Source organism: Brevundimonas sp. (assembly GCF_036676055.1).
Taxonomy (GTDB): Bacteria; Pseudomonadota; Alphaproteobacteria; order Caulobacterales; family Caulobacteraceae; genus Brevundimonas.
On the sequence record NZ_JAKFDS010000021.1, the window covers coordinates 47538 to 72688 of the forward strand.

Annotated in this window: 23 protein-coding genes and 2 tRNA genes; 14 read left to right on the top strand and 11 right to left on the bottom strand. The window is 68.6% G+C overall.

Annotated elements, in window-relative coordinates:
* Positions 1-3: 3 nt before the first annotated feature.
* Together V6M45_RS04215 and V6M45_RS04220 are read left to right on the top strand one after the other, a co-directional pair.
* Positions 4-954, top strand: a complete 951-nt coding sequence (locus V6M45_RS04215) for a hypothetical protein (RefSeq protein ID WP_332654234.1) — start codon at positions 4-6, stop codon at positions 952-954.
* A 50-nt stretch (positions 955-1004) separates the two neighbouring features.
* Positions 1005-1937 carry a type II CAAX endopeptidase family protein gene (locus V6M45_RS04220; protein ID WP_332654235.1) on the top strand — a complete coding sequence of 311 codons (933 nt, stop codon included), beginning with the start codon at positions 1005-1007 and terminating at the stop codon, positions 1935-1937.
* On the opposite strand, the gene uvrA is transcribed toward V6M45_RS04220, so the two are convergent.
* Positions 1934-4879: an excinuclease ABC subunit UvrA gene (uvrA, locus tag V6M45_RS04225; RefSeq protein ID WP_332654236.1), complete on the bottom strand. Its 2946-nt coding sequence runs from the start codon at positions 4877-4879 to the stop codon at positions 1934-1936. The genes V6M45_RS04220 and uvrA overlap by 4 nt on opposite strands.
* Before the next feature lie 170 nt (positions 4880-5049).
* Positions 5050-5538: a group III truncated hemoglobin gene (locus V6M45_RS04230; protein ID WP_332654237.1), complete on the bottom strand. Its 489-nt coding sequence runs from the start codon at positions 5536-5538 to the stop codon at positions 5050-5052.
* Between the two features lie 235 nt (positions 5539-5773).
* Here V6M45_RS04230 and V6M45_RS04235 point away from each other — a divergent pair, with 235 nt between their 5' ends.
* A complete protein-coding gene (locus V6M45_RS04235; RefSeq protein ID WP_332654239.1) occupies positions 5774-7399 on the top strand; it encodes an ABC-F family ATP-binding cassette domain-containing protein in 1626 nt (541 codons plus the stop codon).
* Here V6M45_RS04235 and V6M45_RS04240 read toward each other — a convergent pair.
* Genes V6M45_RS04240 through V6M45_RS04250 form a run of 3 tightly spaced genes read right to left on the bottom strand, consistent with a single transcriptional unit; the run spans position 7383 to position 9228 of the window.
* Positions 7383-7826, bottom strand: coding sequence for a flagellar basal-body protein FlbY (locus V6M45_RS04240; RefSeq protein ID WP_332654241.1), 444 nt, complete (start codon positions 7824-7826; stop codon positions 7383-7385). The two genes, V6M45_RS04235 and V6M45_RS04240, sit on opposite strands and share 17 nt — an antisense overlap.
* A complete protein-coding gene (locus tag V6M45_RS04245) occupies positions 7823-8119 on the bottom strand; it encodes a rod-binding protein (protein WP_332654243.1) in 297 nt (98 codons plus the stop codon). Before V6M45_RS04245 ends, V6M45_RS04240 begins: the two co-directional genes overlap by 4 nt.
* Positions 8120-8121: 2 nt before the next feature.
* A complete protein-coding gene (locus V6M45_RS04250; RefSeq protein ID WP_332654244.1) occupies positions 8122-9228 on the bottom strand; it encodes a flagellar basal body P-ring protein FlgI in 1107 nt (368 codons plus the stop codon).
* Positions 9229-9411: 183 nt separating this feature from the next.
* Here V6M45_RS04250 and V6M45_RS04255 point away from each other — a divergent pair, with 183 nt between their 5' ends.
* The 3 genes from V6M45_RS04255 (at position 9412) to gltX (ending at position 11854) form a co-directional block, all read left to right on the top strand.
* A complete protein-coding gene (locus V6M45_RS04255) occupies positions 9412-9837 on the top strand; it encodes a flagellar assembly protein FliX (RefSeq protein ID WP_332654246.1) in 426 nt (141 codons plus the stop codon).
* Between the two features lie 183 nt (positions 9838-10020).
* Positions 10021-10449 (top strand): RNA polymerase-binding protein DksA, encoded by a 429-nt coding sequence (dksA, locus tag V6M45_RS04260; protein WP_332654247.1) that lies wholly within the window; start codon positions 10021-10023, stop codon positions 10447-10449.
* Between the two features lie 70 nt (positions 10450-10519).
* A complete protein-coding gene (gene gltX, locus V6M45_RS04265) occupies positions 10520-11854 on the top strand; it encodes a glutamate--tRNA ligase (RefSeq protein WP_332654248.1) in 1335 nt (444 codons plus the stop codon).
* A 67-nt stretch (positions 11855-11921) separates the two neighbouring features.
* On the opposite strand, the gene V6M45_RS04270 is transcribed toward gltX, so the two are convergent.
* The gene (locus V6M45_RS04270) at positions 11922-12212 is read right to left on the bottom strand and encodes a CC_3452 family protein (protein WP_332654249.1); all 291 of its coding nucleotides are present in this window, start codon (positions 12210-12212) and stop codon (positions 11922-11924) included.
* A gap of 85 nt (positions 12213-12297) precedes the next feature.
* Positions 12298-12900, bottom strand: a complete 603-nt coding sequence (locus tag V6M45_RS04275) for a TIGR00730 family Rossman fold protein (RefSeq protein ID WP_332654250.1) — start codon at positions 12898-12900, stop codon at positions 12298-12300.
* A gap of 82 nt (positions 12901-12982) precedes the next feature.
* Between V6M45_RS04275 and V6M45_RS04280 the strand changes: the two genes are divergently transcribed.
* Positions 12983-13720: a hypothetical protein gene (locus V6M45_RS04280; protein WP_332654252.1), complete on the top strand. Its 738-nt coding sequence runs from the start codon at positions 12983-12985 to the stop codon at positions 13718-13720.
* Positions 13721-13862: 142 nt separating this feature from the next.
* On the opposite strand, the gene V6M45_RS04285 is transcribed toward V6M45_RS04280, so the two are convergent.
* A tRNA-Asn gene (locus V6M45_RS04285) sits at positions 13863-13937 on the bottom strand.
* 68 nt (positions 13938-14005) lie between these two features.
* Between V6M45_RS04285 and V6M45_RS04290 the strand changes: the two genes are divergently transcribed.
* Positions 14006-14803 (top strand): TrmH family RNA methyltransferase, encoded by a 798-nt coding sequence (locus V6M45_RS04290; protein WP_332654254.1) that lies wholly within the window; start codon positions 14006-14008, stop codon positions 14801-14803.
* 232 nt (positions 14804-15035) lie between these two features.
* On the opposite strand, the gene V6M45_RS04295 is transcribed toward V6M45_RS04290, so the two are convergent.
* Positions 15036-15109: transfer RNA gene (locus V6M45_RS04295), tRNA-Cys, on the bottom strand.
* 152 nt (positions 15110-15261) lie between these two features.
* Between V6M45_RS04295 and V6M45_RS04300 the strand changes: the two genes are divergently transcribed.
* The 5 genes from V6M45_RS04300 (at position 15262) to V6M45_RS04320 (ending at position 21874) form a co-directional block, all read left to right on the top strand.
* Positions 15262-15891, top strand: a complete 630-nt coding sequence (locus tag V6M45_RS04300) for a protein-L-isoaspartate O-methyltransferase family protein (RefSeq protein ID WP_332654256.1) — start codon at positions 15262-15264, stop codon at positions 15889-15891.
* Positions 15892-16021: 130 nt separating this feature from the next.
* The gene (locus V6M45_RS04305) at positions 16022-17500 is read left to right on the top strand and encodes a TolC family outer membrane protein (protein WP_332654257.1); all 1479 of its coding nucleotides are present in this window, start codon (positions 16022-16024) and stop codon (positions 17498-17500) included.
* Between the two features lie 175 nt (positions 17501-17675).
* Positions 17676-18323, top strand: a complete 648-nt coding sequence (locus V6M45_RS04310; protein ID WP_332654259.1) for a DUF2497 domain-containing protein — start codon at positions 17676-17678, stop codon at positions 18321-18323.
* An 87-nt stretch (positions 18324-18410) separates the two neighbouring features.
* Positions 18411-21143 carry a valine--tRNA ligase gene (locus tag V6M45_RS04315; protein WP_332654260.1) on the top strand — a complete coding sequence of 911 codons (2733 nt, stop codon included), beginning with the start codon at positions 18411-18413 and terminating at the stop codon, positions 21141-21143.
* Positions 21140-21874, top strand: coding sequence for a TlyA family RNA methyltransferase (locus V6M45_RS04320; RefSeq protein ID WP_332654261.1), 735 nt, complete (start codon positions 21140-21142; stop codon positions 21872-21874). Before V6M45_RS04315 ends, V6M45_RS04320 begins: the two co-directional genes overlap by 4 nt.
* 198 nt (positions 21875-22072) lie before the next feature.
* Here V6M45_RS04320 and V6M45_RS04325 read toward each other — a convergent pair whose 3' ends face one another.
* Complete coding sequence (locus V6M45_RS04325; protein ID WP_332654262.1) at positions 22073-22744, bottom strand: glycine zipper 2TM domain-containing protein; 672 nt, start codon at positions 22742-22744, stop codon at positions 22073-22075.
* Between the two features lie 159 nt (positions 22745-22903).
* On the opposite strand from V6M45_RS04325, the gene V6M45_RS04330 reads away from it, so the two are divergent.
* A complete protein-coding gene (locus V6M45_RS04330) occupies positions 22904-24148 on the top strand; it encodes a class I SAM-dependent RNA methyltransferase (RefSeq protein ID WP_332654263.1) in 1245 nt (414 codons plus the stop codon).
* On the opposite strand, the gene V6M45_RS04335 is transcribed toward V6M45_RS04330, so the two are convergent.
* Positions 24149-25151, bottom strand: a 1003-nt coding sequence (locus tag V6M45_RS04335) for a PA0069 family radical SAM protein (RefSeq protein WP_332654264.1), incomplete at its 5' end; no start/stop codon positions are given.

The following is a 25151-nucleotide window of genomic DNA, read 5'->3' on the forward strand; positions in this document are numbered from 1 at the left end:
ATCATGGCGTTCCAGGCGATGGATGCGGCGATCGAGGGATTCCGGATTGCGCGCGAAAAGCCGAAGGCGATGCTGATCTGGGCGGCGGCGTCGCTGGTGATCAGCCTCGTCTCCTCGATCGGGATGGTGGCGCTGTTCGGCGGGACGCTGAATGAGTTCATGGCCATGAGCCGGGCCCCGAGCGACGATCCCGCCGAGGTCATGGCCATGCTGGGACAGGTCGGCCTGCTCTATGCGTTCCTGCTCCCCCTGGCCTTGCTGGTTTTCGCCATATTCACGGCCGCCGTTTACCGCTCCGTGCTGCGCCCCGCCGACTCCGCTTTTGGCTATCTGCGCCTGGGCATGACCGAGCTGCGCCTTGCCGTGGTGATGCTCGTGCTGTTCCTGCTTGGGATTGCAGCCAGCATCGTCGTCACCCTTGTGCTCGGCCTCGTCGGCGCCATTGTGGGCGTAGGAATGAACGCGGGCGGCGCGGGCGGGATCGGGGCGGGCATCGCCGTCGCGGTGCTGATAATCCTCATCTACATCGGCATGATCTTCGCCACCCTCGTATTCTGGACGAAGTTTTCCTTCGCCGGCCCGATGACCTTCAACGACGGTCGGATTCGCATTTTCGAATCCTGGAGCGCGACCAAGGGCCATTTCTGGTCGTTGCTGGGCTGCTACGTCGTCGCCGGTATCCTCGGCATCGTCGTCGGCCTGCTGGGCGGCGTTATCGCGATGGCGGTGATGCTGGGCTTCGGCGGCGGCGAGGGCGGCAGCTTCCTTGCAATTCTTGAGTCGATGGAGGCCGACTACACTTCGGTCGCGACCTTCCTGTCTCCGGCGATGATCGCCAACCTGGTGATCAATGCCCTGATCTCGGCTCTCACCTACGCCATTTTTCTGGCCCCGCCGGCCGTGGCCTATCGTGATATCGTCGTCCGCCGATCAGGCGCCGACATCTCGGCTTGATCCAGCCACAGGCCGTCGCCCGCAGCGGCGGTGACCGTCCGGGGGGACCCATGAAAGGCATCGAACTCTACGCGCCGCGCAAGCCGCGACATCGTCGGACCTGGACCGCCGCGGCGGTCGTCCTGGGCGTGGCTTTTATTCTGCTGGGGCAGATCGGCGCCGTCTACCCGGCCATGATGTCGGGCCTGCTGGAGGCCGACGACACCTGGCAGGCTCTGGCCTACATCCTTTTCGTCGCCTTCGGCCTCGGCGCCGCGCTCACCATCGGCTGGGTGATGATCTTCGAGCGCCGGGGTCTGCGCGAGATCGGCTTCAACGCCCGTGGCCTGCCGCGCTTCGCCCGGGGCTATGCGATCGGCCTGGCGTTCCTGCTCGTCATCGTCGGCATCATCTGGGCGCTGGGCGGCTATGAGATCGAAGCCGGCGGCGCGTTCCAGAGCGCGGCCGTGATCCCGGCCCTGGGGCCAATCGGGCTGCTCCTGCTCGGCTTCATTGTGCAGGGCTCGACCGAGGAGATCGTCTTCAGAGGATGGCTGATGCAGTTGATCGCGTCCCGGCACGGACTGTGGGTCGCCGTCATCGGAAACGCCGTGCTGTTCGGCCTCGTTCACGCCGGCAACATCACGCCCTCCGTCGAACTGGCCATGGGCGTGTTCAACGTCCTCCTGTTCGGGGTCTTCATCAGCCTGTACGCCGCGCGCGAAGGGTCGCTCTGGGGCGTGTGCGGCTGGCATGCGGCGTGGAACTGGCTGCTGGGGCTCGGTTTCGGCCTCGAGGTGTCGGGCGAGGCCGTGGCCACGACCCCCTTGATCACCGACCTGACGACGCGCGCCGACGCCGCCTGGTGGCTGACGGGAGCCGCCTTCGGGCCGGAAGCCAGCATCGTCACCACCGTCGTCCTGCTGCTTGGATCCGCGGCGTTGGCCTTGCGTGGCCGTACGCGTGATCACGGCGTGGAGGCCGAACCGGCCAGCCCGCACTAGGCCCGTTTCTTCGCCCGCGCTGGCCTTGTGGGGGCCGCCTCGCCGGGCGCTGACAGCGCCGCCACCCGCGCCTTGCGTCGAAGCTCGTGCCGGTCCAGCACCTCCTTGAGGTATTTGCCGGTCCAGCTTTTCGGATTGGCGGCGACCTGCTCGGGGGTGCCGACCGCGACGATCTCGCCGCCGCCGTCACCGCCCTCGGGACCGAAGTCCAGCAGCCAGTCGGCCACCTTGATGACGTCGAGATTGTGCTCGATCACCACGATGGTGTTGCCGTTGTCGACCAGCTCCTGAAGCACCTCCAGCAGCTTGCGCGTGTCCTCGAAATGCAGGCCCGTGGTGGGCTCGTCGAGGATGTAGAGGGTCTTGCCGGTGGCCCGTTTCGACAGCTCCTTGGACAACTTGACCCGCTGCGCCTCGCCGCCGGACAGGGTGGTCGCCGACTGGCCGACCTTGACGTAGCCGAGGCCGACGCGGTTCAGGGTCAGCATCTTGTCGCGGATCGACGGCACGGCCTTGAAGAAGCTGGCGGCCTCCTCGACGGTCATGTCGAGCACGTCGCTGATCGACTTGCCCTTGAAGACGATCTCCAGCGTCTCGCGGTTGTAGCGCTTGCCCTTGCAGACGTCGCAGGTGACGTAGACGTCGGGCAGGAAATGCATCTCGATCTTGATCAGGCCGTCGCCTTGGCAGGCTTCGCAGCGCCCGCCCTTGACGTTGAACGAGAAGCGGCCGGGGCCGTAGCCGCGCGCCTTGGACTCGGGCAGGCCGGCGTACCAGTCGCGAATCGGGCCGAAGGCGCCGGTATAGGTGGCCGGGTTGGAGCGGGGCGTGCGGCCGATGGGCGACTGGTCGATGTCGATCACCTTGTCGAACATCTCCAGACCCTCAATGCGGTCGAACGGGGCCGGGGCGTCCGAGGCGTTGTGCAGCCGGCGGGCGGCCGCCTTGTAGAGGGTCTCGATGGTGAAGGTCGACTTGCCGCCGCCGGACACGCCGGTGACGCAGGTGAACAGGCCGCCGGGGATTTCCCCCGTGACGGCCTTCAGATTGTTGCCGGACGCGCCGCTGATCTTCAGCATCCGCTTGCGGTCGACCGGGCGGCGCCCCTCCGACGGCAGCTCGATCTCGCGCTCGCCGGTCAGATATTTGCCGGTCAGGGAATTCGGATTGGCCATGACGTCGGCGGGCGTGCCCTGGGCGCAGACCTCCCCGCCATGGATGCCCGCGGCGGGGCCCATGTCGATGACGTAGTCGGCCGTCAGGATGGCCTCCTCGTCGTGCTCGACCACCAGCACGGAGTTGCCGAGGTCACGCAGGCCTCGCAGGCTTTCCAGCAGGCGCGAGTTGTCGCGCTGATGCAGGCCGATGGACGGCTCGTCCAGCACATAAAGCACCCCGGTCAGGCCCGAGCCGATCTGCGACGCCAGACGAATGCGCTGGCTCTCGCCGCCCGACAGGGTGCCCGAGGCCCGCGACAGGTTCAGATAGTCGAGGCCGACATTGTTGAGGAAGCGCAGCCGGTCGGTGATCTCTTTCAGGATCCGCCGGGCGATCTCCATCTGCTTGTCGGTCAGCTTGCCATCGAGGGCCGTGAACCATTCGTGGGCGTGCTTGATCGACAGCCACGACACCTGGGCGATGTCCTCGCCCGCGATCTTGACCGCCAAAGCCTCGGGCTTGAGGCGTTTACCGCCGCAGGCCTCGCACGGCGTCTCGGACTGGAAGCGACCCAGCTCCTCGCGCACCCATGAGGAATCCGTCTCCCGCCAGCGCCGCTCGAGGTTCGGCAGCACGCCCTCGAAGGCCTTGGTGGTCTCATAGGTCCGGGCGTTGTCGTCGTAGGTGAATTTGATCTTGTCCCCGCCCGAGCCGCGCAGGATCACGGCCTGCGCCTTCTCCGGCAGGTCGCGCCAGGGCTTGTCCATCGAGAAGCCGTAGTGGCGGCTCAGCGACTGCAGGGTTTGCGTATACAGCGGCGACGGGCCGCGCGACCACGGCGCGACGGCGCCCTTGTGCAGGGACTTGTCGCGGTCCGGCACCACCAGATCAGCGTCGAAGGCCAGCTTGACCCCGAGGCCGTCGCAGGTTGGGCAGGCGCCGAACGGATTGTTGAACGAGAACAGCCGCGGCTCGATCTCGCTGATGGTGAAACCGGAAACCGGGCAGGCGAACTTTTCGGAGAAGGTCAGGCGGCGGGGAGGCTCGCCCTCCGGCGCATTGGCCCACTCGGCCACCGCAATGCCGTCGGCGAGGCCCAAGGCCGTCTGCAGGCTGTCGGCATACCGGGCTTCAAGTCCCGCCTTGGTGACGATCCGGTCCACGACGATGTCGATGTCGTGCTTGAACTTCTTGTCCAGCGTCGGCGCGTCCTCGATGGCGTAGAACTGGCCGTCGATCTTCAGCCGCTGGAAGCCCGACCGCTGCCACTCGGCGATCTCCTTGCGGTATTCGCCCTTGCGCCCGCGCACCACCGGGGCCAGCAGCAGCAGACGCTCGCCTTCGGGCAGGGCGGTCAGCTTGTCGACCATCATCGAGATGGTCTGGCTCTCGATCGGCAAGCCGGTCGCCGGGGAATAGGGCACGCCGACCCGCGCCCACAGCAGGCGCATGTAGTCGTGGATCTCGGTCACCGTGCCGACGGTCGAGCGTGGATTCTTCGAGGTCGTCTTCTGTTCGATCGAGATGGCCGGCGACAGCCCCTCGATCAGGTCCACGTCCGGCTTGCCCATCAGCTCCAGGAACTGGCGGGCGTAGGCGCTCAGGCTCTCGACATAGCGGCGCTGGCCCTCAGCATAGATGGTGTCGAAGGCGAGCGAGCTCTTGCCCGACCCGGAGAGGCCGGTCATCACCACCAGCTGCTCGCGCGGGATGTCGACATCGACGCCCTTGAGATTGTGCTCGCGGGCGCCGCGCACGCGGATGAAGTTGTGCTTTTCGGTCATGGGGCCTGAAGACTGGGGAGTCCGGAAACGCGGGGGAGCCGGGGAGGGTCCGGCGCGACAGCGCTATATGGGGATTGGTTCGCGGGATTCAGCAAGAACAATGTGGGAACATGGCGAGCCGACGTTCCCGACTGCTGACACTTTCTGGCAGCAGGCCGCTTCGTGCCGGCTCAATCCACGGGCGCCCACGCCTCTGTCGGCCGCAGGTAACGCTCACCCTTGGCCAGCAGCACGCCATTGGCCCCGGCGATGCCGAGCTCAAGACTCTCCGCGATGCGGCGGGCGCGCTCGATGAAATGGGCGGCGGCGGCCGGCGGGCACAGATCGTGAGCCGTGGCCTCGAACAGCTCCAGCCAGCGGTCGAAATGGCGCGCATCGACCGGCAGGGGCAGGTGTTTCGGCATGGGACGCCCGTGATAGACGCCGCTCATCAGGGCCACGGACGACCAGAACATCCGCATCTGCTCCAGGTGTGGACCCCAGTCGCTGATGCGGTCAGCGAACACCGGGCCGAGCAGCCTGTCGGCGCGCACGCGGTCGTAGAAGCCATCGACCAGCCGGGCGATCATGGCCTCGTCGATGCCGGTTTCGGCCCGGATCTGCTCGACGATAGCCGCGCGGCGGCCCGCGGCGTCCTGGGTGTCGGCGGTGTCGCTCATGGGCGTCATCTAGGGATGAAGGGACGCTGAAGCCAGCCGGCGCGGCGTCGCACGCCGGCCCCCGGGCGGGTCCGGTCACGGTATCGTCAGCCGTCCGGCACAGCGAAATTGCTTGCGAAGCCGGACCGTCGCACTCATCTTCCAGCTTCGACTGAGCTCACTGGAGGCCCGACGAACATGATCAGCGCACTGGGAATTGGTTTCGCCCTTTCCGCTTCGCTGCTCGCGTTTGTCCATGTCCTCACCCAGCCTCGCCCCAAACCCGTCCGCATCCGCACTCGTGACGCTCGATCGCGTCGCGGCCCGAACGCCTGACGGCCACACCCTATTCTCTGACCTGAGCCTCGCCTTCGGGCGCGAGCGCACGGGCGTCGTCGGTCGCAACGGCGTCGGCAAGACCACCCTGCTACGGCTGGCGGCTGGCCTCGCCCGACCCGCCGAGGGGGCCGTCTCGCACGCCGGCAAGGTCCGCTGGCTGGAGCAGCGGCGCGAGCTTCGCCCCGGCGAAACCGTCCTCGACCTGCTTGGCGCCGCTCCCGCCATGGTCGTGGTGCGGCGAGTGTTGGCCGGCGAGGGGGGAGCTGACGATCTCGCCGCCGCCGACTGGACGCTGGAGGGTCGGATCGAGGCGGCGCTGGCCGACGTCGGCCTCCCGGGGCTCGACCCGGCCCGCCGGGCGGCGACCCTGAGCGGCGGCGAGCAGACCCGGGTGCGCCTGGCGGCCCTGTTGCTCGAGACCCCCGACCTGCTGGTGCTGGACGAGCCGACCAATCATCTCGACACCGACGGTCGCGCCGCCATCGCCGAACTTCTGACTCGCTGGAAGGGCGGCGTTCTCGTGGCCGGCCATGACCGGGCCCTGCTGCGGCGAATGGACCGGATCGTCGAACTGTCGAGCCTCGGCGCCGCCGTCCATGGCGGGAACTACGACCTCTACGCAGAGCGTAAGGCCGCCGAGCGGGCGGCGGCCGAGCGGAACCTGGACGTCGCCGAGCGAAGCGCCGCCCGGATCACGCGCGAGAGCCAGAGGGCTGTCGAGAAGAAGGCGCGACGCGACAAGGCCGGCCGGGCTTTTGCGGCCCGGAAGTCAGAGCCGAAGATCCTCCTCGGCGCCATGGCTGAGCGTGCGGAGAATTCGGGCGCCCGCGAGACTGTGCTGGCCGCTCGCCGGGCGGAGGCGGCGGAAGCCCAACTCAACGACGCGCGCGAGCGGGTCGAGCGGGTCCGGGCCCTTACCATTCCCATGCCCTCATCGGGCCTGGCGACGGGGAAGACGGTGTTGACGCTGGAGAACGCGGCCTGGGACGCGCCGGACGGCCGGCGCATCGTCGGTCCGCTCTCGGCACGGCTCACCGGTCCGGGGCGGGTTGCGATAACCGGCCCGAACGGCGCCGGAAAGACGACGCTCCTCCGCCTGATGGCCGGCGGCCTGCAACCCACCGCCGGGCGGGTCGACCGCCCGGTCGCGGCGGCCCTGCTGGATCAGGAAACGGCGCTGCTACGGCCGGACGAGACCTTGATCGAGGCGTATCGCCGCCTCAACCCCGACGCCACGCCGAACGAGGCCCATGCGGCTCTGGCTCGCTTCCTGTTCCGCAACGCGGCGGCGCAGCGGATTGTGGGGACGCTATCGGGCGGCGAAAGGCTGCGCGCCGCACTGGCCTGCGTGATGACCGGCGCCCGGCCGCCGTCGCTGCTGATCCTGGATGAGCCGACCAACCACCTCGACCTCGACTCCATCGCCGCGGTCGAGGCTGCACTGATCGACTACGATGGTGCGGTGATCGTGGTCAGCCACGATCCGGACTTCCTGAACGCCATTGGCGTGGAACGAACGCTGGAGCTCAGGCCGTGCGGTTGAAGGCCACAGCCCGCCCGTCGCCGGCGTTGGCCCGGCCGCTGGCCCCGTAGGCCGACGGGCTGCCGCGCTGGGCCGCCACCTCCGCGGCGATGGTCTGGACCAGGCCTTCCGAGATGATCCGGGCCGCCTCGATGGCGTGGGAGTGACGGCTCAGGGCCGCCTCGAATGTCTCCGTGACCCGGATCAGGGCTTTGCGTTCACTGGCGGGTGCTGCAGCCAGGACCTTCGGATTGGCCTTCACCTGGGCCGACTCGCGCCGGTAGGCGTTGGCGAGGTCCTGCGTCCCGGCGAGAGTTGCGGCCGCGTCCTGCGGGCGGTGCGCTTCGAACGCCTTCGCCTCGGCCCCGAGACTGGCGGTCAGGCGCTCGGTCAGGTCGATCAGCTGGCGAACGCGGGCTGTGGCGTTGAGTTCGGCGGTTCCGGTCATTGCGTCTGCTCCTGCATTTTCAGCATCTGGGCCACGACCTGGTCGGCAAGGCCGATCCCTCCGGCCTTGACGGTCTGTTTGGCCATGGCCTCGATCATGAAGCCGCGCCAGGTGCTCTCGGCCTCGCCGCCGCCGAACGGACCGTCGGTCGAGAGACCCTCGAACATCGGCTTCAGCATCTGCGACAGGAAGGAGGCCTCGAACGCCTCCGCCGTTTCGCGCATCCGGGCCGTGGCGGCGGGCGCGGTCGGGACCGGTTGCAGCAGGGAAGGGGAGACAGCGAGGTCGCTCATGCTCACATCACCTCGATGTCGGCCTGCAGCGCGCCGGCGGCCTTGATGGCCTGCAGGATGCTGATCATGTCGCGCGGGCTGACGCCGAGGGCGTTCAGACCGTTGACCAGATCGGACAGCGAGGCCCCGCCGCCGACGATGCGCATCTGACGGCCGAGCTCCTCCTCGACCGAGACGTCCGACTGCGGCACGACCACGGTCTCTCCACCCCGGCTGAAGGGTTCCGGCTGGCTGACCAGCGGCGTCTCCTGGATGGAGACGGTCAGGTTGCCTTGGGCGATGGCGACGGTTGAGACGCGCACCGCGTCGCCCATGACGATGACGCCGTTGACCTCGTCGATGATCACCCTGGCCGGGGAGTCGACCGTGACAGGCAGGTTCTCGACCTGGCTGATGAAGCCGGCCATGCCCATCTGGCCCGGCGCGCGCAGGGCGATGACCGTGCCGTTCTCGGCCAGGGCGGTGTTCGGGTAGACTTGGTTGATGGCGGCAGCGACGCGCTGGGCTGTGGTGAAGTCGGGATTGCGCAGCGTCAGCCGCACCTCGTTCATATTGGCCAGGTGAAAGCCGGTCTCGCGTTCAACGGTCGCGCCCGAGGCGATCCGGCCGGCCGTGGGCACCCCGCGCGTCACCGACGAGCCCGAGCCGCCCGAGGCCGACACTGCGCCGGTCTGGATCGATCCCTGGGCCACGGCGTAGACCTCGCCATCGGCGCCCTGCAGGCTGGTGACGAGCAGCGTCCCCCCCAGCAGGCTTTTGGCGTCGCACATCGAGGACACGCTCACGTCGATGCGCGAGCCCGGCGTGGCGAACGGCGGCAGTTCCGCCGTCACCATGATGGCGGCCATATTCTTGGAGTTGGCGTTGGACCCGCGGATGTTCACGCCCAGACGCTCGGTCATCCCTTCCAGCGACTGCCGGGTGAAGGGGCAGTTGCGCAGGCTGTCGCCCGTACCGTTCAAACCGACCACCAGCCCGTAACCGACCAACTGGTTGGTGCGGACCCCTTCCACGGCCGCGATGTCCTTGATCCGGGATTGCGCGGCCGCGGAGCCCGCGAATCCGGCAAGGGCGGCGGCGGTGAGGAGGGAGGCGAGCAGTTTCTGCATCGGTACGGTGTCCGCGAACTGTTGTGCGCCCTGCGATGCCAACGGCGTGCCAGATCAAAAACTGAGTGAAAACAGGGATTGTCGTCGTAGGGAGGCTGGGCGATGCGGCAGAAACTGCCGGGGCGTTAACCAAACAGTGACCGGGCGCCGACGATGGTCGCGCATGTTCTGGAGTCGCATTCCATGAAGGTCACCGGCCCATCCGGACCCTCCGCCTCCCAGGGCGCGCGTCCCGCGAGAGCGAGCGGCGGGTTCTCCGTGCCGTCTACGGCCGCCGCCGCCCCGACCGGAGCCGCTGCGGCGGCCGCCGGCGTGTCGGGTGTCGCCGGCGTCTCCGCGCTGATGGCCCTGCAAGGTGTTGAGGACGCAACCGAACGGCGTCGCCGCGCCATTCGTCGTGGCGGGGGGCTGCTGGATCGCCTGGACGAGCTGAAGCTGGCCCTGCTGGCGGGCGAGGCTGGCGAGGCCGCTCTGGAGCGACTGAGCCGTAGTCTGGGCGAGGAATGTCCTGTCGACGCCGATCCCGGCCTGAACAATCTGCTCGCCCAGATCGACCTGAGGGCGGCCGTGGAGCTGGCCAAGGCGGATGTTCGCCGCGGTGCAACATAAGCCGGTGAAATATTTCGCAAAAGCGTGATCGGCGACCGGCGGGTGATGAAGAAATGTCACGCTCGCCCGTAGACCGGGTCAATCGCCGGTCACGCTCGCGCGAGCGTTGTTGCCGCGACTCTTCGCCATCCCTATACGCAAGCACTGCGCCACAGGGGGGCGCTGTTTACGAGCGTGAGTGCGATGAACGCATTAGCGTCTGCGATTGAGCCGACCAACTATCGGCCATCCGAGGACGAGCCGTTCATGAATGAGCGGCAGCTGGCCTATTTCAAGGCCAAGCTCCTGGCCTGGAAGGATGAAATCCTTCGCGAGTCCAAGGGCACTGTGGTCAATCTGAAGGCCGAGACGGAGAACCATCCGGACCTCGTCGACAGGGCGTCCTCCGAATCCGACCGCGCGCTTGAGTTGCGCACGCGGGATCGCCAGCGGAAGTTGATCTCCAAGATCGACGAGGCGCTGCGTCGTATCGAGGACGGCTCCTACGGCTATTGCGAGGAAACCGGAGAGCCGATCAGCCTCGGTCGGCTGGAAGCCAGGCCGACGGCGACCCTGTCGGTCGAGGCCCAGGAGCGCCACGAACGTCGCGAACGCGTCCACCGCGACGACTGAGACGACCGCTGCGCCTTGACTTGGGCGGCCGCGAGCGCGACCTGTGCGCCTCGCGTTTCAAGGTCCCTCTATGTCCGTCAAGGTTCGTTTCGCCCCGTCGCCGACGGGTAAGCTGCACGTAGGTAATGTGCGCACCGCCCTGGTGAACTGGATGTTCGCCAAGGGGCAGGGCGGGTCGTTCGTCCTGCGCATCGACGACACCGACCTGGCCCGCTCCACGCCGGAGTTCGAACAGGGCATCGAGGACGACCTGACCTGGTTGGGTCTGGTCTGGGACGAACGCTACAACCAGTCGAAGCGGTTCGACCGCTACGAGGAGGCCGCGGCGCGGCTCAAGGCCGCCGGGCGGCTCTATCCCTGTTACGACACGTCCGAGGAGCTTGACCGCCGCCGCAAGGTGCAGTTGTCCCGCGGCCTGCCGCCGATCTACGACCGCGCCGCGCTTGACCTGACCGAGGCGGAGAAGGCCGCCTTTGAGGCCGAGGGTCGTAAACCGCACTGGCGTTTCAAACTGGACGGCAAGCGCGTCGCCTGGGAGGACCTGTCGCGCGGCCATGCCGAGGTCGACACCGCCTCGATGTCCGACCCCGTGCTGATCCGCGAGGACGGTCTGTTCCTCTACACCCTGCCGTCGGTGGTCGACGACATCGACATGGCCATCACGCACGTGATTCGGGGCGAGGATCACGTCACCAACACCGGCGCCCAGATCGAGATCTTTGAAGCGCTCGGCGGGCCGGTTCCGGCCTTCGCCCATATGCCGCTGCTCGTCGGGGCCGACGGCCAGGCTCTGTCGAAGCGGCTGGGCTCCCTGTCGATCTCCGAGATGCGCGACCAGGGCTATGAGCCGATCGCCATCACCAGCCACCTGGGCCGTATCGGCACCTCCGACCCGCTCGAGGTCGCGCCCTCGATCCAGCAGCTGGGAGAGAGCTTCTCCTTCTCGAAGATGGGGCGGTCGCCGGCGCGCTACGATATCGCCGATCTGGACCGGCTCAACGCCCAGGCGCTGCACGCCATGGATTTCGCGGCGGCCAGGCCCAGGCTTTCCGCTCTGGGTTCAGACATGGGCGAGGCGGTCTGGAACGCCGTGCGGCCGAACCTTCAGAAATTCTCTGATGTCGTTGATCTGGAAAGAATCATCAGCGGCCCCGTAACGCCGGTCATCGAAGATCCGGACTTCGCCGCGGCCGCTCTGGAGGTGCTTCCCGCCACCCTCGGCGCCGACGCGTGGTCCCTCTGGACCAACGCCGTCAAGGAGCGCACCGGGGCGAAGGGCAAGGCCCTGTTCATGCCGTTGCGCCACATCCTGACCGGCCAGACTCATGGCCCGGACATGGCCAGCCTCGTGCCGCTGATCGGCCGCGAGCGCATCGTCCGGCGCCTGTCCGGCGAAACCGCCTGATTCCAGCGTCCGGACACGAAAAAGGCCGCCCCTCGAAGGGGCGGCCCTTGTCTCTGGCGTTGGCCAATCAGGCGTTGCAGGCGGCCAGTTGCTCGGCCGTCAGATCGACACCCTTATAGGTGAAGGCCGTCACGGCGCCGAAGCGAGCCACGACCCGGCGGCAGGCGCGCTGGGCCGGCTGGTTGGCGCCGCCGCTGGCGGTGCAGCTCGCGCCTTCGCAGCGCCAGGTCGCACCGTCGATGATGGTGCGCGAGGCCGGAGCCTTGGACGCGTCGGCGAGTACGGCGCTCGAGACGGGGGCCTGGGCGACGGCCGGGGCGGCCACAAGCAGGGCCGCGGCGATAAGCAGAGCACGCATGGGGAGGTCTCCGAAGATGGATTGGGCGTGGATCCGCCCGGCGACGCCAGAACGAACGTCCGCTGGCAGACTGACCAGTGATTACTTATCGCTGATCATGTTGCAAGTGAGGCAGATCGTCCGCCGCCCTCACCGCATCAATCGCCTCTGCCACCGTGTCGCAGACGACCCACGCCTTCCGGAACGACGCAGGCGTCATGCCTTCCTCGATGCTGTGCTCCATCACCGCCAGCAGGGCGTTCCAGAAGCCGTTGAGGTTCAGGAAGATCACCGGCTTTGCATGAAGGTCCAGCCGCTTCCACGAGAGCACCTCAATGGCCTCTTCCAGCGTGCCGACGCCGCCGGGTGCGACGACGAAGGCGTCGGACTGGTCGTACATGATGGTCTTGCGTTCGTGCATCGACGGCACGACCAGGGTCTCGACCTCGTCGAACAGGCGTTCGCGACTGCGCAGGAAGCCCGGCATCACCCCAAGCACCCGTCCTCCGGCCCCATGCGCCGCCCGCGCTGACGCCCCCATCAGACCGACGCCGCCGCCGCCGTAGACCAGTCGCCATCCGGCCTTCGCCGTGGCCTCGCCGAAGCTCCGCGCCGCCTCCAGATATTCCGGCAGGACGGTCTCGGACGAGCCGCAGAACAGGCAGACCGACTTGCCGTCGAACGGCTGGATGGTGACGGGCGAAGACATGGGGCCTCGTGAAGACAGTGAAAGACAGCGGGCGGGCGGCCGCGCTATCTGGGGCGACACTCCTAACGGTCGAAGAGGCAGTATGAAACGGGCGATGTTGTCGATGGCGGCGGCCCTGGCGGCGGGGTGTTCGCCCAACCCGCCTGAAAGCGCCCGCGACGGCGTCGAGGCGGCCCGCGAATGGGCTCGCCCGCCGGTGATCGAGCGGGTGGATCGCACCGGACCCGCTTTGGTGGTCTCGGGTCTCGCGGAACCGGACGCCCGGGTCGTTCTGCGAGGCGCGGATGACACGGCCTTCGCCGCCGCGGCCGATTCGCGTGGCCGCTTCGAGGTTCGGGTGCCGGCTCCGGCGGGTCACCTGCTGCTCCGTCCGGAAACGCAGGCGGGTCAGGACTCCGCGCCCTCGCCGGACCGCCTGTTGATCCTTGAGTCGGGACGGGGCCCGATCGTCATGCTTCGGACGGGCGGGGCGACCCGGCGGCTGGACGCTGCTCCGGCGCTCGGCGCCGTCGATGGCGATGGCCGCATGCGGCTGGCCTCGGGCGCCGTCAGTCCGGGGACGGCCGCCGTCGAGGTGCAGAGCGGCGGGGAGATCCTGCGGGTGGTTCCCGACGCAGGAGGCCGCTGGAGCGTCATCCTGCCGCCCCGTGACGGCCCGGAGTCGATCCGGGTGGCCGGCCGCGAGTTTCTCTGGCCGGGCGAGGCGGGTGGTTCGTCCGGGCTGGTCGCCGAGAGGACGGACGCCGGGTGGCGTGTTCGTTGGACGGGTCCCGGCGGAGCACGCCAGACGACCTGGCTGCCTGACCGCGTCCCGTCCTGACAAGGTTTACGGACCGTTTACCAATTCAGTCGAACGAGGGGGCGTCTTCCTTGTTCGAGGACACCCACCATCACCGAACCTCTTCAGCCCGGCGCTCGCGTCGGGCTTTTTTCTGCTCAATGGGGAAGGGGGATCAGGAGAGTGGCTCCGCGGGTAGGATTCGAACCTACGACCAGCCGATTAACAGTCGGCTGCTCTACCACTGAGCTACCGCGGAACACTTCCTCTCGGGAAGGCGGGCGCTATAGCAGCGCGAGTCAGGCTCGCGCAACGGGAAATATCCGATTGGCCATAATCCCCATCGATGATCCGCTCGACGCACGCGTCGCCGCCTTCCGGGATATCCGCGAGCGCGACCTGACGGGCCGCCAGGGTCTGTTCGTCGCCGAGGGCGAAGTCGTCCTGCGCGTCCTCGTCTCTCCGGCTTCTCTCTGCCGCCCGGTCGCGGCCCTGATCGCGCACAAGCGCATCGCCGCCCTGGCCGATCTTGTCGAGGCCCTGCCGTCCGGAACGCCGGTCTATTCGGCGTCCCAGCCGGTGCTTGACGGGGTCGCCGGATTTCACCTTCACCGGGGCATCCTGGCCGTGGGCGAGAAGCCTGTTCCGCAGTCGCTTACCGAACTGCTGGCCGGGCTGGGGGAAGAGGCGGTCGTCGTGGCCGCCTGCGGGATCGGCAATCACGACAACATGGGCGGCGTATTTCGCGCCGCGGCCGCCTTCGGGGCCGCCGCCGTTCTCCTGGACGACCGCTGCTGCGATCCCTTCTACCGCAAGGCCATCCGGGTCTCGGTCGGCGCTGTCCTGCGAACCCCCATGGCGGTCGGCCTGGAGGCCGGGGGCATGATCGATACGCTCAGGGCCGCGAACTTCCGGGTCCTGGCCATGACTCCCTCGTCAGCGTCGCCGCTGCACCTTGCGCCTCGGGGCGGGCGGACGGCCATCCTGCTCGGAGCGGAAGGCCCGGGTCTGCCGACTCACCTGATCGACCGCTGCGAGACGATCGGCATTCCCATGTCGGGCGGCTTCGATTCGCTTAATGTGGCGACTGCGGGGGCGATCGCCCTGCATCATTTCACCCGATAGGCGAGAACCGTTCACCAATCTGCGATTAACCCTTCGTATACCTTGATGAACAGCGGGAACTGTGACGCTGTGCAGACGTCCGGGGGAGATGATCATGTTCGACAGCATTCTGTTCTTCGTGAACCGCAACGCGCGCGTCGCGGTCGCCATCACTATCGTCGCGGCGACGGTGAGCGCGGCCACGGTCATCGGCTGGATGACCGCGCCCGTCTGAACTGTCTGAAATTCGCGATGGAGGCCTGACCGAGAATCGAACTCGGGTGCAAGGATTTGCAGTCCTCTGCGTAACCACTCCGCCATCAGGCCCTGGGCCACCCCGGAAACGATCCCGGGGGCGACCTCGCCATCGCGAGGGGCGTTCGCTATCAGATCGGATTGTCGCCCGCAACGCACAGACCTATAAGCGCGCCAGATTTCCGGCGTCTCACCGCGCCATTGCTCTTCGGGATTTGCGACAGATGGATTTCGCCGCCGCGCGCAAGGTCATGGTGGACAGCCAGGTCCGGGTCAACGACGTCACTGACCGCGATCTGCAGGCCGCTCTGCTCGCGGTGCCGCGGGAACGGTTCCTGCCGGCGGAGCGCGCCTTCGCCGCCTATGCCGAGATCGAGCCCGAGATCGCCGGCGGCCGCCGGCTGATGCTGGCCCGGGACCTGTCCAAGCTGTTGATGGCCCTGGAGCCCCGCGCCGGCGAGACCGCGCTGGCGCTGGCGGGGCCCTACGCCGCGGCGGTGCTGGCGCAGATGGGGCTCGCCGTCACGGCCCAGGAGGCCGATCCGGCCGTGCTGGAGATCGTCGGCCCCGCCCTGGCCGAGGCCGGCGTCTCCGGTGTTGAGGCGCCCTTGGCCAAACCGGTCGGCGAGGGCTACGACCTCATCGTCTCCGAAGCGGCCGTGCCGGCCCGTCCCGAAGCCTGGCTGGCGGCGCTGAAGGTGGGCGGTCGACTGGCCGTCGTCGAACGCGCCGGACCCGCCGGCAAGGCCGTCCTGTATGTGAAGGGCCAGTCGGGGGTTTCGCGGCGCGAACTGTTCGACGCCGGCCCGCCCGTCCTCGCCGAGCTCGCGCCGGAGCCCGCCTTCGCCCTGTAGATCGGCGCGTGGGGCGCGGCGCCAGCGTCGCGTGAAAAAATCTTAACTGGCGTGGGACGAAACCGTCCCCCATCTGGCCTATGGGATACAAAGGGGCGCGGATATTCGTTCGCGCCAGGCAGGAACAGTCATGCTGAAACGTTCGCGCGCGCTCGCCTCGGTCGCTATTGTCGCCGTCATCGCCGGCATGGGCGCGCCCGTCTGGGCCGAAACGCTTCAGGAAGCGATCGCCCTGGCCTACCAGACCAATCCGTCGCTGCTGGCCCAGCGGGCCAACCAGCGGGCGCTCGACGAATCGATCGTGCAGGCCCGGGCCGGACTGCGCCCCCGACTGGACGTCACCGTCAGCGGCAATCACACCCAGGCCTATGGAGACCAGGCCGGCTTCGAGGGCGACAGCGCCTCGGCCAGCATCGGTCTGTCGCAGACGTTGTGGAGCGGCGGCCGGATCGGCCACGGCATCACCGCCGCCGAGGCCGAAATCCTCGCCGGCCGCGAGAACCTGCGCGATATCGAACAAACCGTGCTGGCGTCCGTGATCCAGGCCTATGCCGACGTGATCCGCGACACCGAGATCCTCCGCGTCCGCCAGGCCAACATCGGCGTCCTCCAGCGTCAGCTCGACGAGGCCTCGGCCCGCTTCGAGGTTGGCGAGATCACCCGCACCGACGTCGCCCAGTCCGAAGCCCGCCTGGCCCAGTCCGAGGCCGATCTCGCCAACGCCCAGGCCCAGCTGTCGGTGTCGCGCGCCTCCTATGCGGCCGTCGTCGGGCAGTCGCCGGGCGACCTGGCCCCGATGCCGGTTCTGCCCGGCGTTCCGACCGATTTCGACTCGGCCCTCGACGTGGCCCTCCAGGACAACCCCGGAATCCGCTCGGCCGCCTACAGCCTGCGTGCGGCCGAAGCCAGTGTGGCCGCGGCCAAGGCCGAATACATGCCGTCGGCTCGCCTGACCGCCTCCTACGGCGGGTCGAACAATGACTTCGACCGGATCGGCGATATCGCCGACACCACCCGTCTCACGGCCGGCGCCACCGTGTCGGTGCCGTTGTTCACGGGCGGGCTGAACAGCTCACGCGTCGCCCAGGCCTTCGAACGCGCCAACGCCGCCCAGATCAATGTCGAGGGCGAGCGCCGCAACACCCTGCAGTCGGTCAGCTCCGCCTACGCCCAGGCCCTGTCGGCGCGCTCCAGCCTCGAGGCGGGAACCGAGGCCGTCCGCGCCGCCACCGTCGCTGCCGAAGGCGTCCGTCAGGAGGCCCAGGTCGGCCTGCGCACCACCCTCGACGTGCTCAACCAGGAACTGGAGCTGCGCAACGCCGAGGTCACCCTGGCCAGCGCGCGCCGCAACGAATACGTCGCCCAGGCCAATCTGCTGGCGGCCATGGGACGGCTGGAGGGCTCCGACCTCGATCCGACCCTGACCGTCTACGACCCGGCCGCGAACTACGAGCGCGTCCGCAACCGCGGCGCCCTGCCGTGGGACGGGCTGGTCGAAGCCATCGACCGCATCGTCGCCCCGCCGATCGTTCCGGCCAACGACGCGGCCGATGCGCCGATCGACCAGCAGCTGAAGTCCGAGATCGTCCAGACCGCGCCCCGCGACTGACGGGCGCGCAGGTCGCCCCGGAGGCGACTTCAGGGTGGAGGATTAACCGGCGACGCGAAAAAACGCCCGTTGATTCCAGCGGGCTGAGATGCGACGACAAAGGGCGGGGTGGGGGCTTCGGTCCGGCGCCGCATCTTCAGACTTATGCGTTCGCCGCGCGCCTCGGGGTTTCGATATGACCGACCAGACCGCCCAGGAACCGACGATGGAGGAAATCCTGGCGTCGATCCGCCGGATCATCTCCGAAGACGACGCCCCCGCCGAGACGGCTCCGGCCGCCGCCGGACAATCCGAATCTGCGCCGGAGGCCGAGGCTGCGTCGGCTGAAGAGGGGGCTGAAGACGTCTCGCCGGCCCTGATGGACGAGACGCCCTCAATGGAGGAGCCTGCATCGTCTGAGGAGGACGTGCTGGAGCTGACCGACACCTATGAGGCGCCCGCCGCCGAGAGCATCGGCGACCTCGACGTCTCGCCTGCGGTCGATGTCGACCCGTTCCCGGTCGAGGCCGTCAGCGAATCGGTCTTCGCGCCGGAGCCGGAACATCCCGCCGACACGACCAGCCACGGCGCGCCGACCGGCTATGACACTCTCGTCGGCGACAGTGCGGCGGCCAGCGCCGCTTCGGCCTTCGCCGGACTGGCCTCCTCCCTCAAGAAGTCAGAGCCCATGGAAACCTCGACCCCTTCCGGCCCGACACTGGACGAACTGGCCCGCGCCCTGCTGCGCCCGATGCTGAAGGAATGGCTCGACGCCAACCTGCCGGGCATCGTCGAGGCGCAGGTACGCAAGGAAGTCGAACGCATCGCCCGCTCCGCCGGCTAGCTTCACCTGCGACCTGATCAAGGCTAGATCATTCCGGGGCGGCTCCAGTCGGAGCCGCCCTTTCGCTTTTTGCCGTAAGAAACCTCCATGCTCGACAAGACCTTCGATCCGAAAGCCGCCGAACCCCGCCTCTACGCCGGTTGGGAAGAGAGCGGCGTGTTCGCGCCGCGCCAGGACACGGCGGCCGAGGCCTATTCGATCGTCATTCCGCCGCCGAACGTGACCGGCTCGCTGCACATCGGCCACGCGCTGAACAACACCCTGCAGGACATCCTCGCCCGCTATCACCGGATGAAGGGCAAGGCCGTGCTGTGGCTGCCCGGCACCGACCATGCCGGCATCGCCACCCAGATGGTGGTCGAGCGCCAGCTGGCCGCCGACGGAAACATGAGCCGGCGCGAGATGGGCCGGGACGCCTTCGTCGACAAGGTCTGGGAATGGAAGGCGACCAGCGCCGGCTCGATCCAGCAGCAGCTGCGCCGCCTCGGGGCCTCCTGTGACTGGTCGCGCGAGCGTTTCACCCTCGATCCCGATCTGCAGGTCGCCGTGCGCAAGGTCTTCGTCCGGCTGCACAAGGAAGGCCTGATCTACCGCGACAAGCGTCTGGTGAACTGGGATCCGCATTTCCAGACCGCCATCTCCGACCTCGAGGTCGAACAGCGGGAAATGGACGGCTTCTACTGGCATTTCGCCTATCCGCTGGCGGATGGCGTGACCTACGAGCACCCGATCGCCTTCGACGAGGAAGGCCGGCCGACCGATTGGGAGGTCCGCGATCACATCGTCGTCGCCACCACCCGGCCGGAGACCATGCTGGGCGACACCGGCGTGGCCGTGCACCCCGATGACGAGCGCTATGGCGGTCTGATCGGCAAGTTCGTGACCCTGCCGATCACCGGCCGGCGCATCCCGATCGTCGCCGACGCCTACGCCGATCCGGCCAAGGGTTCGGGCGCGGTCAAGATCACCCCGGCCCACGACTTCAATGACTTCCAGGTCGGCAAGCGGGCGGGGCTGGCGGCCCTGAACGTCATGGACGCTTTCGGCCGCATCACCGCCGCCGACACGCCCGACGTGCCCGCCGACTACGAAGGCATGGACCGTTTCGCCGCCCGCAAGGTCATCGTCGCCCGGGCGGAGGAGGAGGGCTGGCTCAAGGAGATTGAGAAGACCCGCCACGTCATCCCGCACGGCGATCGCTCCGGAGTGGTCATCGAGCCGTGGCTGACGGACCAGTGGTACGTCGACGCCCACACCCTGGCGCAGCCGGCCATCAAGGCGGTGGAGCAGGGCGACACGACCTTCGAGCCGAAGAGCTACGAGAAGATCTATTTCGAGTGGCTGCGCAACATCGAGCCGTGGTGCATTTCGCGCCAGCTCTGGTGGGGCCACCGCATCCCGGCCTGGTACGGGCCGGACGGCACGATCTTCGTCGAGGAGAGCGAAGACGACGCCCGCGCCGCCGCGCGTGACCACTATGGCGCCGAGACCGCCCTGATCCAGGACGAGGACGTCCTCGACACCTGGTTCAGCTCGGCCCTGTGGCCCTTCTCGACCATGGGCTGGCCGAAGGACACCGAGGACCTGCGCCGCTTCTATCCGACGTCCGACCTCGTCACCGCCGCCGACATCATTTTCTTCTGGGTCGCCCGGATGATGATGATGGGACTTCACTTCATGGATGAAGTTCCGTTCAAACGGGTCATCATCAACGGCCTGGTCCGCGACGAGAAGGGCCAGAAGATGAGCAAGTCGAAGGGGAACGTCATCGACCCCCTGACCATCATCGACGAGCTCGGCGCCGACCCACTGCGCTTCACGATGGCCATCCTGTCGGGCACGCGCGACATCAAGTTGTCCAGACAACGCATTGAAGGCTATCGGAACTTCGGCACAAAGCTGTGGAACGCCGCGCGCTTCTCGCAGATGAACGAGGCCCGCCGCGTCGTGGGCTTCGACCCCGCCGCCGTCGACCAGACCATCAACCGCTGGATCCGCGGCGAGCTGACGAAAGCCGAGCGTCAGGTCTCCGCCGCCATCGAGGGCGGCCGGTTCGACGATGCCGCCTCGGCCCTCTACCGCTTCGTCTGGAACGTCTTCTGCGACTGGTATCTGGAGCTGGCCAAGCCGGTCTTCACCGGCGCCGATGAGGCGGCCAAGGCCGAGACGCGGGCCATGACCGCCTGGACGATCGACCAGACGCTGAAGCTGATGCACCCGGTCATGCCCTTCATCACCGAAGAGCTGTGGGCCCAGCTGGCCGCCGACGGCGCGCCCCGCGCCGAGGCGACCCTGATCGGCGCCGCCTGGCCGGACCTGCCGGACGCCTTCATCGACCCCGCGGCCGAGACCGAGATCGGCTGGCTGGTCGATCTGGTCACCGAGATCCGCGCCCTTCGCGCCGAGATGAACGTTGCGCCCTCGGCCAAGCCCCCGTTGGCCTTCGTCGCCCCGGACGCGGCCACGGCGGACCGGGTCGCCCGTCACCGCGACCTCATCCTGACCCTCGCCCGCGTGTCCGAGGTCGGCGCCGCGGATGCGGCCCCGGCTGGCGCCGTGACCTTCGTCTCCGGCGGCGCGACGGCCGCCTTGTCTCTGGCCGGGATCATCGATCTCGCGGCCGAGCGGGCCCGGCTCCAGAAGGAGATCGCGGCCTTCGACAGCGACATCGGCCACGTCAACAAGAAGCTCGGCAATCCGAACTTCGTCTCCCGCGCGGCTCCCGAGGTGGTCGACGAACAGCGCGAGAAGCTGGCGGAGGCTGAGGCGGGCAAGGCCCGGCTGCAGGCCGCCCTGACCCGTCTGGACGCGGTGGGGTGACGAAGGTCCGGCTCGACCAGCTGCTGGTCGCGCGCGGCCTCGCGGACAGCCGGGCCCGGGCGAAGGCGGCGATCGAGGCGGGCGGCGTGACGGTCGACGGCGCGCCGGCGAAGTCGGCGTCCCAGGCTGTGGCCGCCGACGCCGTCCTCGCCTACGCCGACGCCCACCGCTGGGTCGGCCGCGGGGCCCTGAAGCTGGATCACGCCCTGTCGCTGTGGCCGGTCGCAGTCGAGGGACGCATCGTGCTCGACGTCGGCGCCTCGACCGGCGGTTTCACCGAGGTCTGCCTCGAGCGCGGCGCGGCGCGGGTCTATGCGGTCGACGTCGGCTTCGGCCAGATTCACCCGCGCGTCGTCGTCGATCCCCGCGTGATCAATCTCGAACGCACCGACGCCCGCGACCTGACTCCCGACCTGATCCCTGACCCGCCCGGGCTGATCGTCTGCGACGCCAGCTTCATCGGCCTGGCCAAGGTCCTGCCTACGGCGCTGGCGCTCGCGGCGCCGGCCGCGGACCTGGTCACCCTGGTGAAGCCCCAGTTCGAAGCCGACCGGCCCGGCGGCGGCAATCGCAAGGGCGTGGTCAAGGACCCGGCCGCGCACCAGGCCGCCGTGGCCTCGGTCTCGGCCTGGCTGGAGGGGCAGGGGTGGGCCGTGCAGGCGACCACCCAAAGCCCGATCACCGGCGCCGACGGCAACGTCGAATTCCTGCTCTGGGCGAGGCGGCGCTAGCGCCGTCCGCGCTCAAGCAGCGGAGCCGCCGCGCGGCGAGCGATAGCGCCTCAAATCCGCGCTCAAGCAGCGAGCCGCCGCGCGGCGAGCGATAGCGCCTCAAAAATGGAAAAACCCCCGATGGATTGCTCCACCGGGGGTCTCCGTCACATCGCCGATCGACAGGGGGGCTGAAAAATAACCGGCGACGCGATTCGGTCAGTAGCGGTCCGGGCAGGACTGCTCGTATCGGGTGACAAGACGACCGTCGCGCGTATAGCTGCGGCTCTCGATGGTGCGGCAACCGTAGCGGTCGGCGCTGTAGCCGGACTGGTAGCTGCTGCTGTAGCGGCTGTCGTAGCCATAACCGGGCTGGCTGTAGCCGTAGCGGTCATCGCCATAGTACCGGTCGTCATAGCCATAGCGGTCGTCGGAACGGCCGTAGGTTTGATAGCCGTAGCGGTCGTCGCCGTAGCGGCTGTCGCCATAGCGGTAGTTCGAGCCGTAGTTGTCGCACTCGCGAGCCGAGCTGCCGCCCACCCCGGCGCCGACGACGGCTCCGAGCACGCCGCCCAGAAGGCTGCCTTCGGTGCGGCGGCCGCGTGCGGCCAGTTGCGAACCGGCGACGGCGCCCACGGTGGCTCCGATCACCGCCCCGCCGGCCTGGCGGTCGTTGCGGTAGCTGCGGCAGGCGTCATCGCCGTAGCGGCTGTCGCGATAGCGGTCGTCGTAGCCGTAACGATTGTCGTAGTCGTACGGCTGGCCATAGGCGCCCGAACCATAGTTCTGGGGGCCCTGGTAGCTATAGGTCTGGGCGGACGCGGTGGCGGGGACCATCAATGTCCCGGCGACGGCGAAGGCTGCGGTGGCGGCGGACAGGCGGGCGAACATCGGATCGTTCCTGGATTCGGTTTGAGAACTGGACCCCGAACGAACGGCGCCCCGGTCTGTTGCATTCATCCTTAAGGCCCCGAAGCTGAACGGCCTTTGAGTGCGTCGTTCATCTTCGTTCAGGTTTCGCCGCGGGCCCGGAGGCTCTAGAAGCGCGCAATGACGGAAACGCTGATCATCGGGCGCGTGGGCGGGCAGGGGGACGGGATCGCCGAGACCCCGGACGGCCCGGTGTTCGCGCCCCTGACCCTGCCCGGCGAAACCATCCGGGCCGAGGTCCGGGACGGTCGGGCCGAGGCTGTGGAAATCCTAGTCGCCAGTCCGGACCGGGTCGCGCCGGTGTCGCCCCACTACGGCGACTGCGGCGGCTGCTCGCTGCAGCACTGGGCCAGCGGCCCCTATCTCGAATGGAAGCGGGAGCAGGTCCGCCTGGCGCTGGCGCGGGAGGGGATCGAGACCGGGATCGAGCCGACCGTCGCGGTTCCGCCCGGCGCCCGCCGCCGTGTCGCCCTGCACGCCCGGCGCGGGCCGGACGGCCGGGCGATCCTCGGCTTCAAGGCCCGCAAGAGCTGGCGGCTGGTCGAGGTCCGCGTCTGCCCGGTGGCCGAGCCCCGGCTGGTCGCCGCCTTTCCCGCCCTGGCGCGGGTGGCCGAGGCCTTTCTCGAACATCCGAAATCCGCGCCGACCCTGCACGTGACCTGGACCCTGACCGGGCTGGACGTCGATGTGACCGGGGTCGAGCGGCGCAGCGGCGGCCTGTCGCGCGATGCGCAGATGCGCGCCATCGAGGCGGCGGGCGCGGCCGATCTGGCGCGGCTCAGCCTCGCCGGCGACACCCTGGTGATGTCGCGCCAGCCGGTCGTGGCCTTCGGCCCGGCCAGCGTGCCCCTGCCGCCGGGCGGCTTCCTGCAGGCCGCGCCGGAGGCCGAGGCCGCCATGGTCTCGCGCGCGGTCGAGGCCGTGCGGGGGGCGAAGAAGATCGCCGACCTGTTCTGCGGCGCGGGGACCTTCACCTTCCCGCTGGCGATGGTCGCGCCGGTGCTGGCGGCGGACGCCTCGGCCGCCGGGATCGCCGCCCTGAAGGCCGGCGTGGGCACGGCGAAGGGGCTGAAGCCGATCACCGCCGAGGCCCGCGATCTGTTCCGCCGTCCGCTGGCGCCGTACGACCTGCGCGGCTGCGACGCCATCGTGCTCGACCCGCCCCGGGCCGGCGCCCTGGACCAGACCCGACAGATCGCCCAGAGCAAGGCCGGGACGGTCGTCTACGTCTCCTGCAACCCGGTCACCTTCGCCCGCGACGCCCGGGTCCTGATCGACGCCGGCTTCCGTCTGGAGTGCGTCACCCCCGTCGACCAGTTCCTGTGGTCCGCCCACGTCGAGCTGGTCGGCATATTTCGGCGCTAGTCACCCTGCGAGTCCTTCAACCGCGAGGGGGGAAGGAAGAGGCAGGTCGAACAGGTCCAGCTGCGGCCTCATCTCAGGCGGCACGCGGAACCGGCTCTCGTCCAGAACCTGCCGCGGCCCGTCCAGCCCGTAGCGCTTCACCGCCGCCTTGAACCGCGTGGCGATCAGCTCGGCCACCGGGCCGGTCCCTTTCATCCTCTGGCTCCAGTCGGGATCGTAGTCTCGGCCGCCGCGGGTCTGGCGGATCAGCGACATCACCCGCGCCGCCCGCGCAGGCCGGGCGTCGGCCAGCCACTCGCGAAACAGATCCTTGATCTCGAGCGGCAGACGCAGGGTGACATACATGGCCGAGGTCGCGCCCGCCTTCGCCGCCGCCCCCAGCACCGCCTCCAGTTCGTGGTCGTTCAGCCCGGGGATGACGGGCGCGAACCCGACCCCGACCGGACAGCCGGCATCGGCCAGCCGACTGATCGCCTCCAGCCGCTTCGCCGGGGTCGAGGCGCGCGGCTCCATGGCCCGGGCCAGGCCCCGGTCGAGGGTGGTGATCGAGATCATGGCCGAGGCCAGACCGTCGCGCCCCATGGGGCCCAGGATGTCGGCGTCGCGGCCGATCAGCACAGACTTGGTGATGATGCTGAAGGGGTGCCTGAACCTCTGCAGGACCTCGAGGATCGATCGGGTCGATCCCAGGTCGCGCTCGACCGGCTGATAGGGGTCGGTGTTGCCGCCTATGTGGATGCGCTTGCAGACATATCGCGGCTTGCAGAGCTCCCGCTCCAGCAGACCCGCGGCCTCGGGCTTGAAGAAGAGTCGGCTCTCGAAATCCAGGCCCGGGGATAGGCCCATGAAGGCATGGGACGGACGGGCGTAGCAGTAGATGCAGCCATGTTCGCAGCCCTTGTAGGGGTTGATGGACCGGTCGAAGCCGATATCCGGACTGGTGTTCTTCGCGATGATCGTCCGGGCGTGCTCGGGCGTCAGGGTGGTGCGCAGGGGCGCCGCC

Excerpts from the sequence above, each read along its gene's own strand:
- V6M45_RS04215 (WP_332654234.1), top strand. The coding sequence starts at position 4 with ATGGCGTTCCAGGCGATGGATGCGGCGATCGAGGGATTCCGGATTGCG.
- V6M45_RS04220 (WP_332654235.1), top strand. The coding sequence starts at position 1,005 with ATGAAAGGCATCGAACTCTACGCGCCGCGCAAGCCGCGACATCGTCGG.
- uvrA (WP_332654236.1), bottom strand. The coding sequence starts at position 4,879 with ATGACCGAAAAGCACAACTTCATCCGCGTGCGCGGCGCCCGCGAGCAC.
- V6M45_RS04230 (WP_332654237.1), bottom strand. The coding sequence starts at position 5,538 with ATGAGCGACACCGCCGACACCCAGGACGCCGCGGGCCGCCGCGCGGCT.
- V6M45_RS04235 (WP_332654239.1), top strand. The coding sequence starts at position 5,774 with ATGTCCTCACCCAGCCTCGCCCCAAACCCGTCCGCATCCGCACTCGTG.
- V6M45_RS04240 (WP_332654241.1), bottom strand. The coding sequence starts at position 7,826 with ATGACCGGAACCGCCGAACTCAACGCCACAGCCCGCGTTCGCCAGCTG.
- V6M45_RS04245 (WP_332654243.1), bottom strand. The coding sequence starts at position 8,119 with ATGAGCGACCTCGCTGTCTCCCCTTCCCTGCTGCAACCGGTCCCGACC.
- V6M45_RS04250 (WP_332654244.1), bottom strand. The coding sequence starts at position 9,228 with ATGCAGAAACTGCTCGCCTCCCTCCTCACCGCCGCCGCCCTTGCCGGA.
- V6M45_RS04255 (WP_332654246.1), top strand. The coding sequence starts at position 9,412 with ATGAAGGTCACCGGCCCATCCGGACCCTCCGCCTCCCAGGGCGCGCGT.
- dksA (WP_332654247.1), top strand. The coding sequence starts at position 10,021 with ATGAACGCATTAGCGTCTGCGATTGAGCCGACCAACTATCGGCCATCC.
- gltX (WP_332654248.1), top strand. The coding sequence starts at position 10,520 with ATGTCCGTCAAGGTTCGTTTCGCCCCGTCGCCGACGGGTAAGCTGCAC.
- V6M45_RS04270 (WP_332654249.1), bottom strand. The coding sequence starts at position 12,212 with ATGCGTGCTCTGCTTATCGCCGCGGCCCTGCTTGTGGCCGCCCCGGCC.
- V6M45_RS04275 (WP_332654250.1), bottom strand. The coding sequence starts at position 12,900 with ATGTCTTCGCCCGTCACCATCCAGCCGTTCGACGGCAAGTCGGTCTGC.
- V6M45_RS04280 (WP_332654252.1), top strand. The coding sequence starts at position 12,983 with ATGAAACGGGCGATGTTGTCGATGGCGGCGGCCCTGGCGGCGGGGTGT.
- V6M45_RS04300 (WP_332654256.1), top strand. The coding sequence starts at position 15,262 with ATGGATTTCGCCGCCGCGCGCAAGGTCATGGTGGACAGCCAGGTCCGG.
- V6M45_RS04305 (WP_332654257.1), top strand. The coding sequence starts at position 16,022 with ATGCTGAAACGTTCGCGCGCGCTCGCCTCGGTCGCTATTGTCGCCGTC.
- V6M45_RS04310 (WP_332654259.1), top strand. The coding sequence starts at position 17,676 with ATGACCGACCAGACCGCCCAGGAACCGACGATGGAGGAAATCCTGGCG.
- V6M45_RS04315 (WP_332654260.1), top strand. The coding sequence starts at position 18,411 with ATGCTCGACAAGACCTTCGATCCGAAAGCCGCCGAACCCCGCCTCTAC.
- V6M45_RS04325 (WP_332654262.1), bottom strand. The coding sequence starts at position 22,744 with ATGTTCGCCCGCCTGTCCGCCGCCACCGCAGCCTTCGCCGTCGCCGGG.
- V6M45_RS04330 (WP_332654263.1), top strand. The coding sequence starts at position 22,904 with ATGACGGAAACGCTGATCATCGGGCGCGTGGGCGGGCAGGGGGACGGG.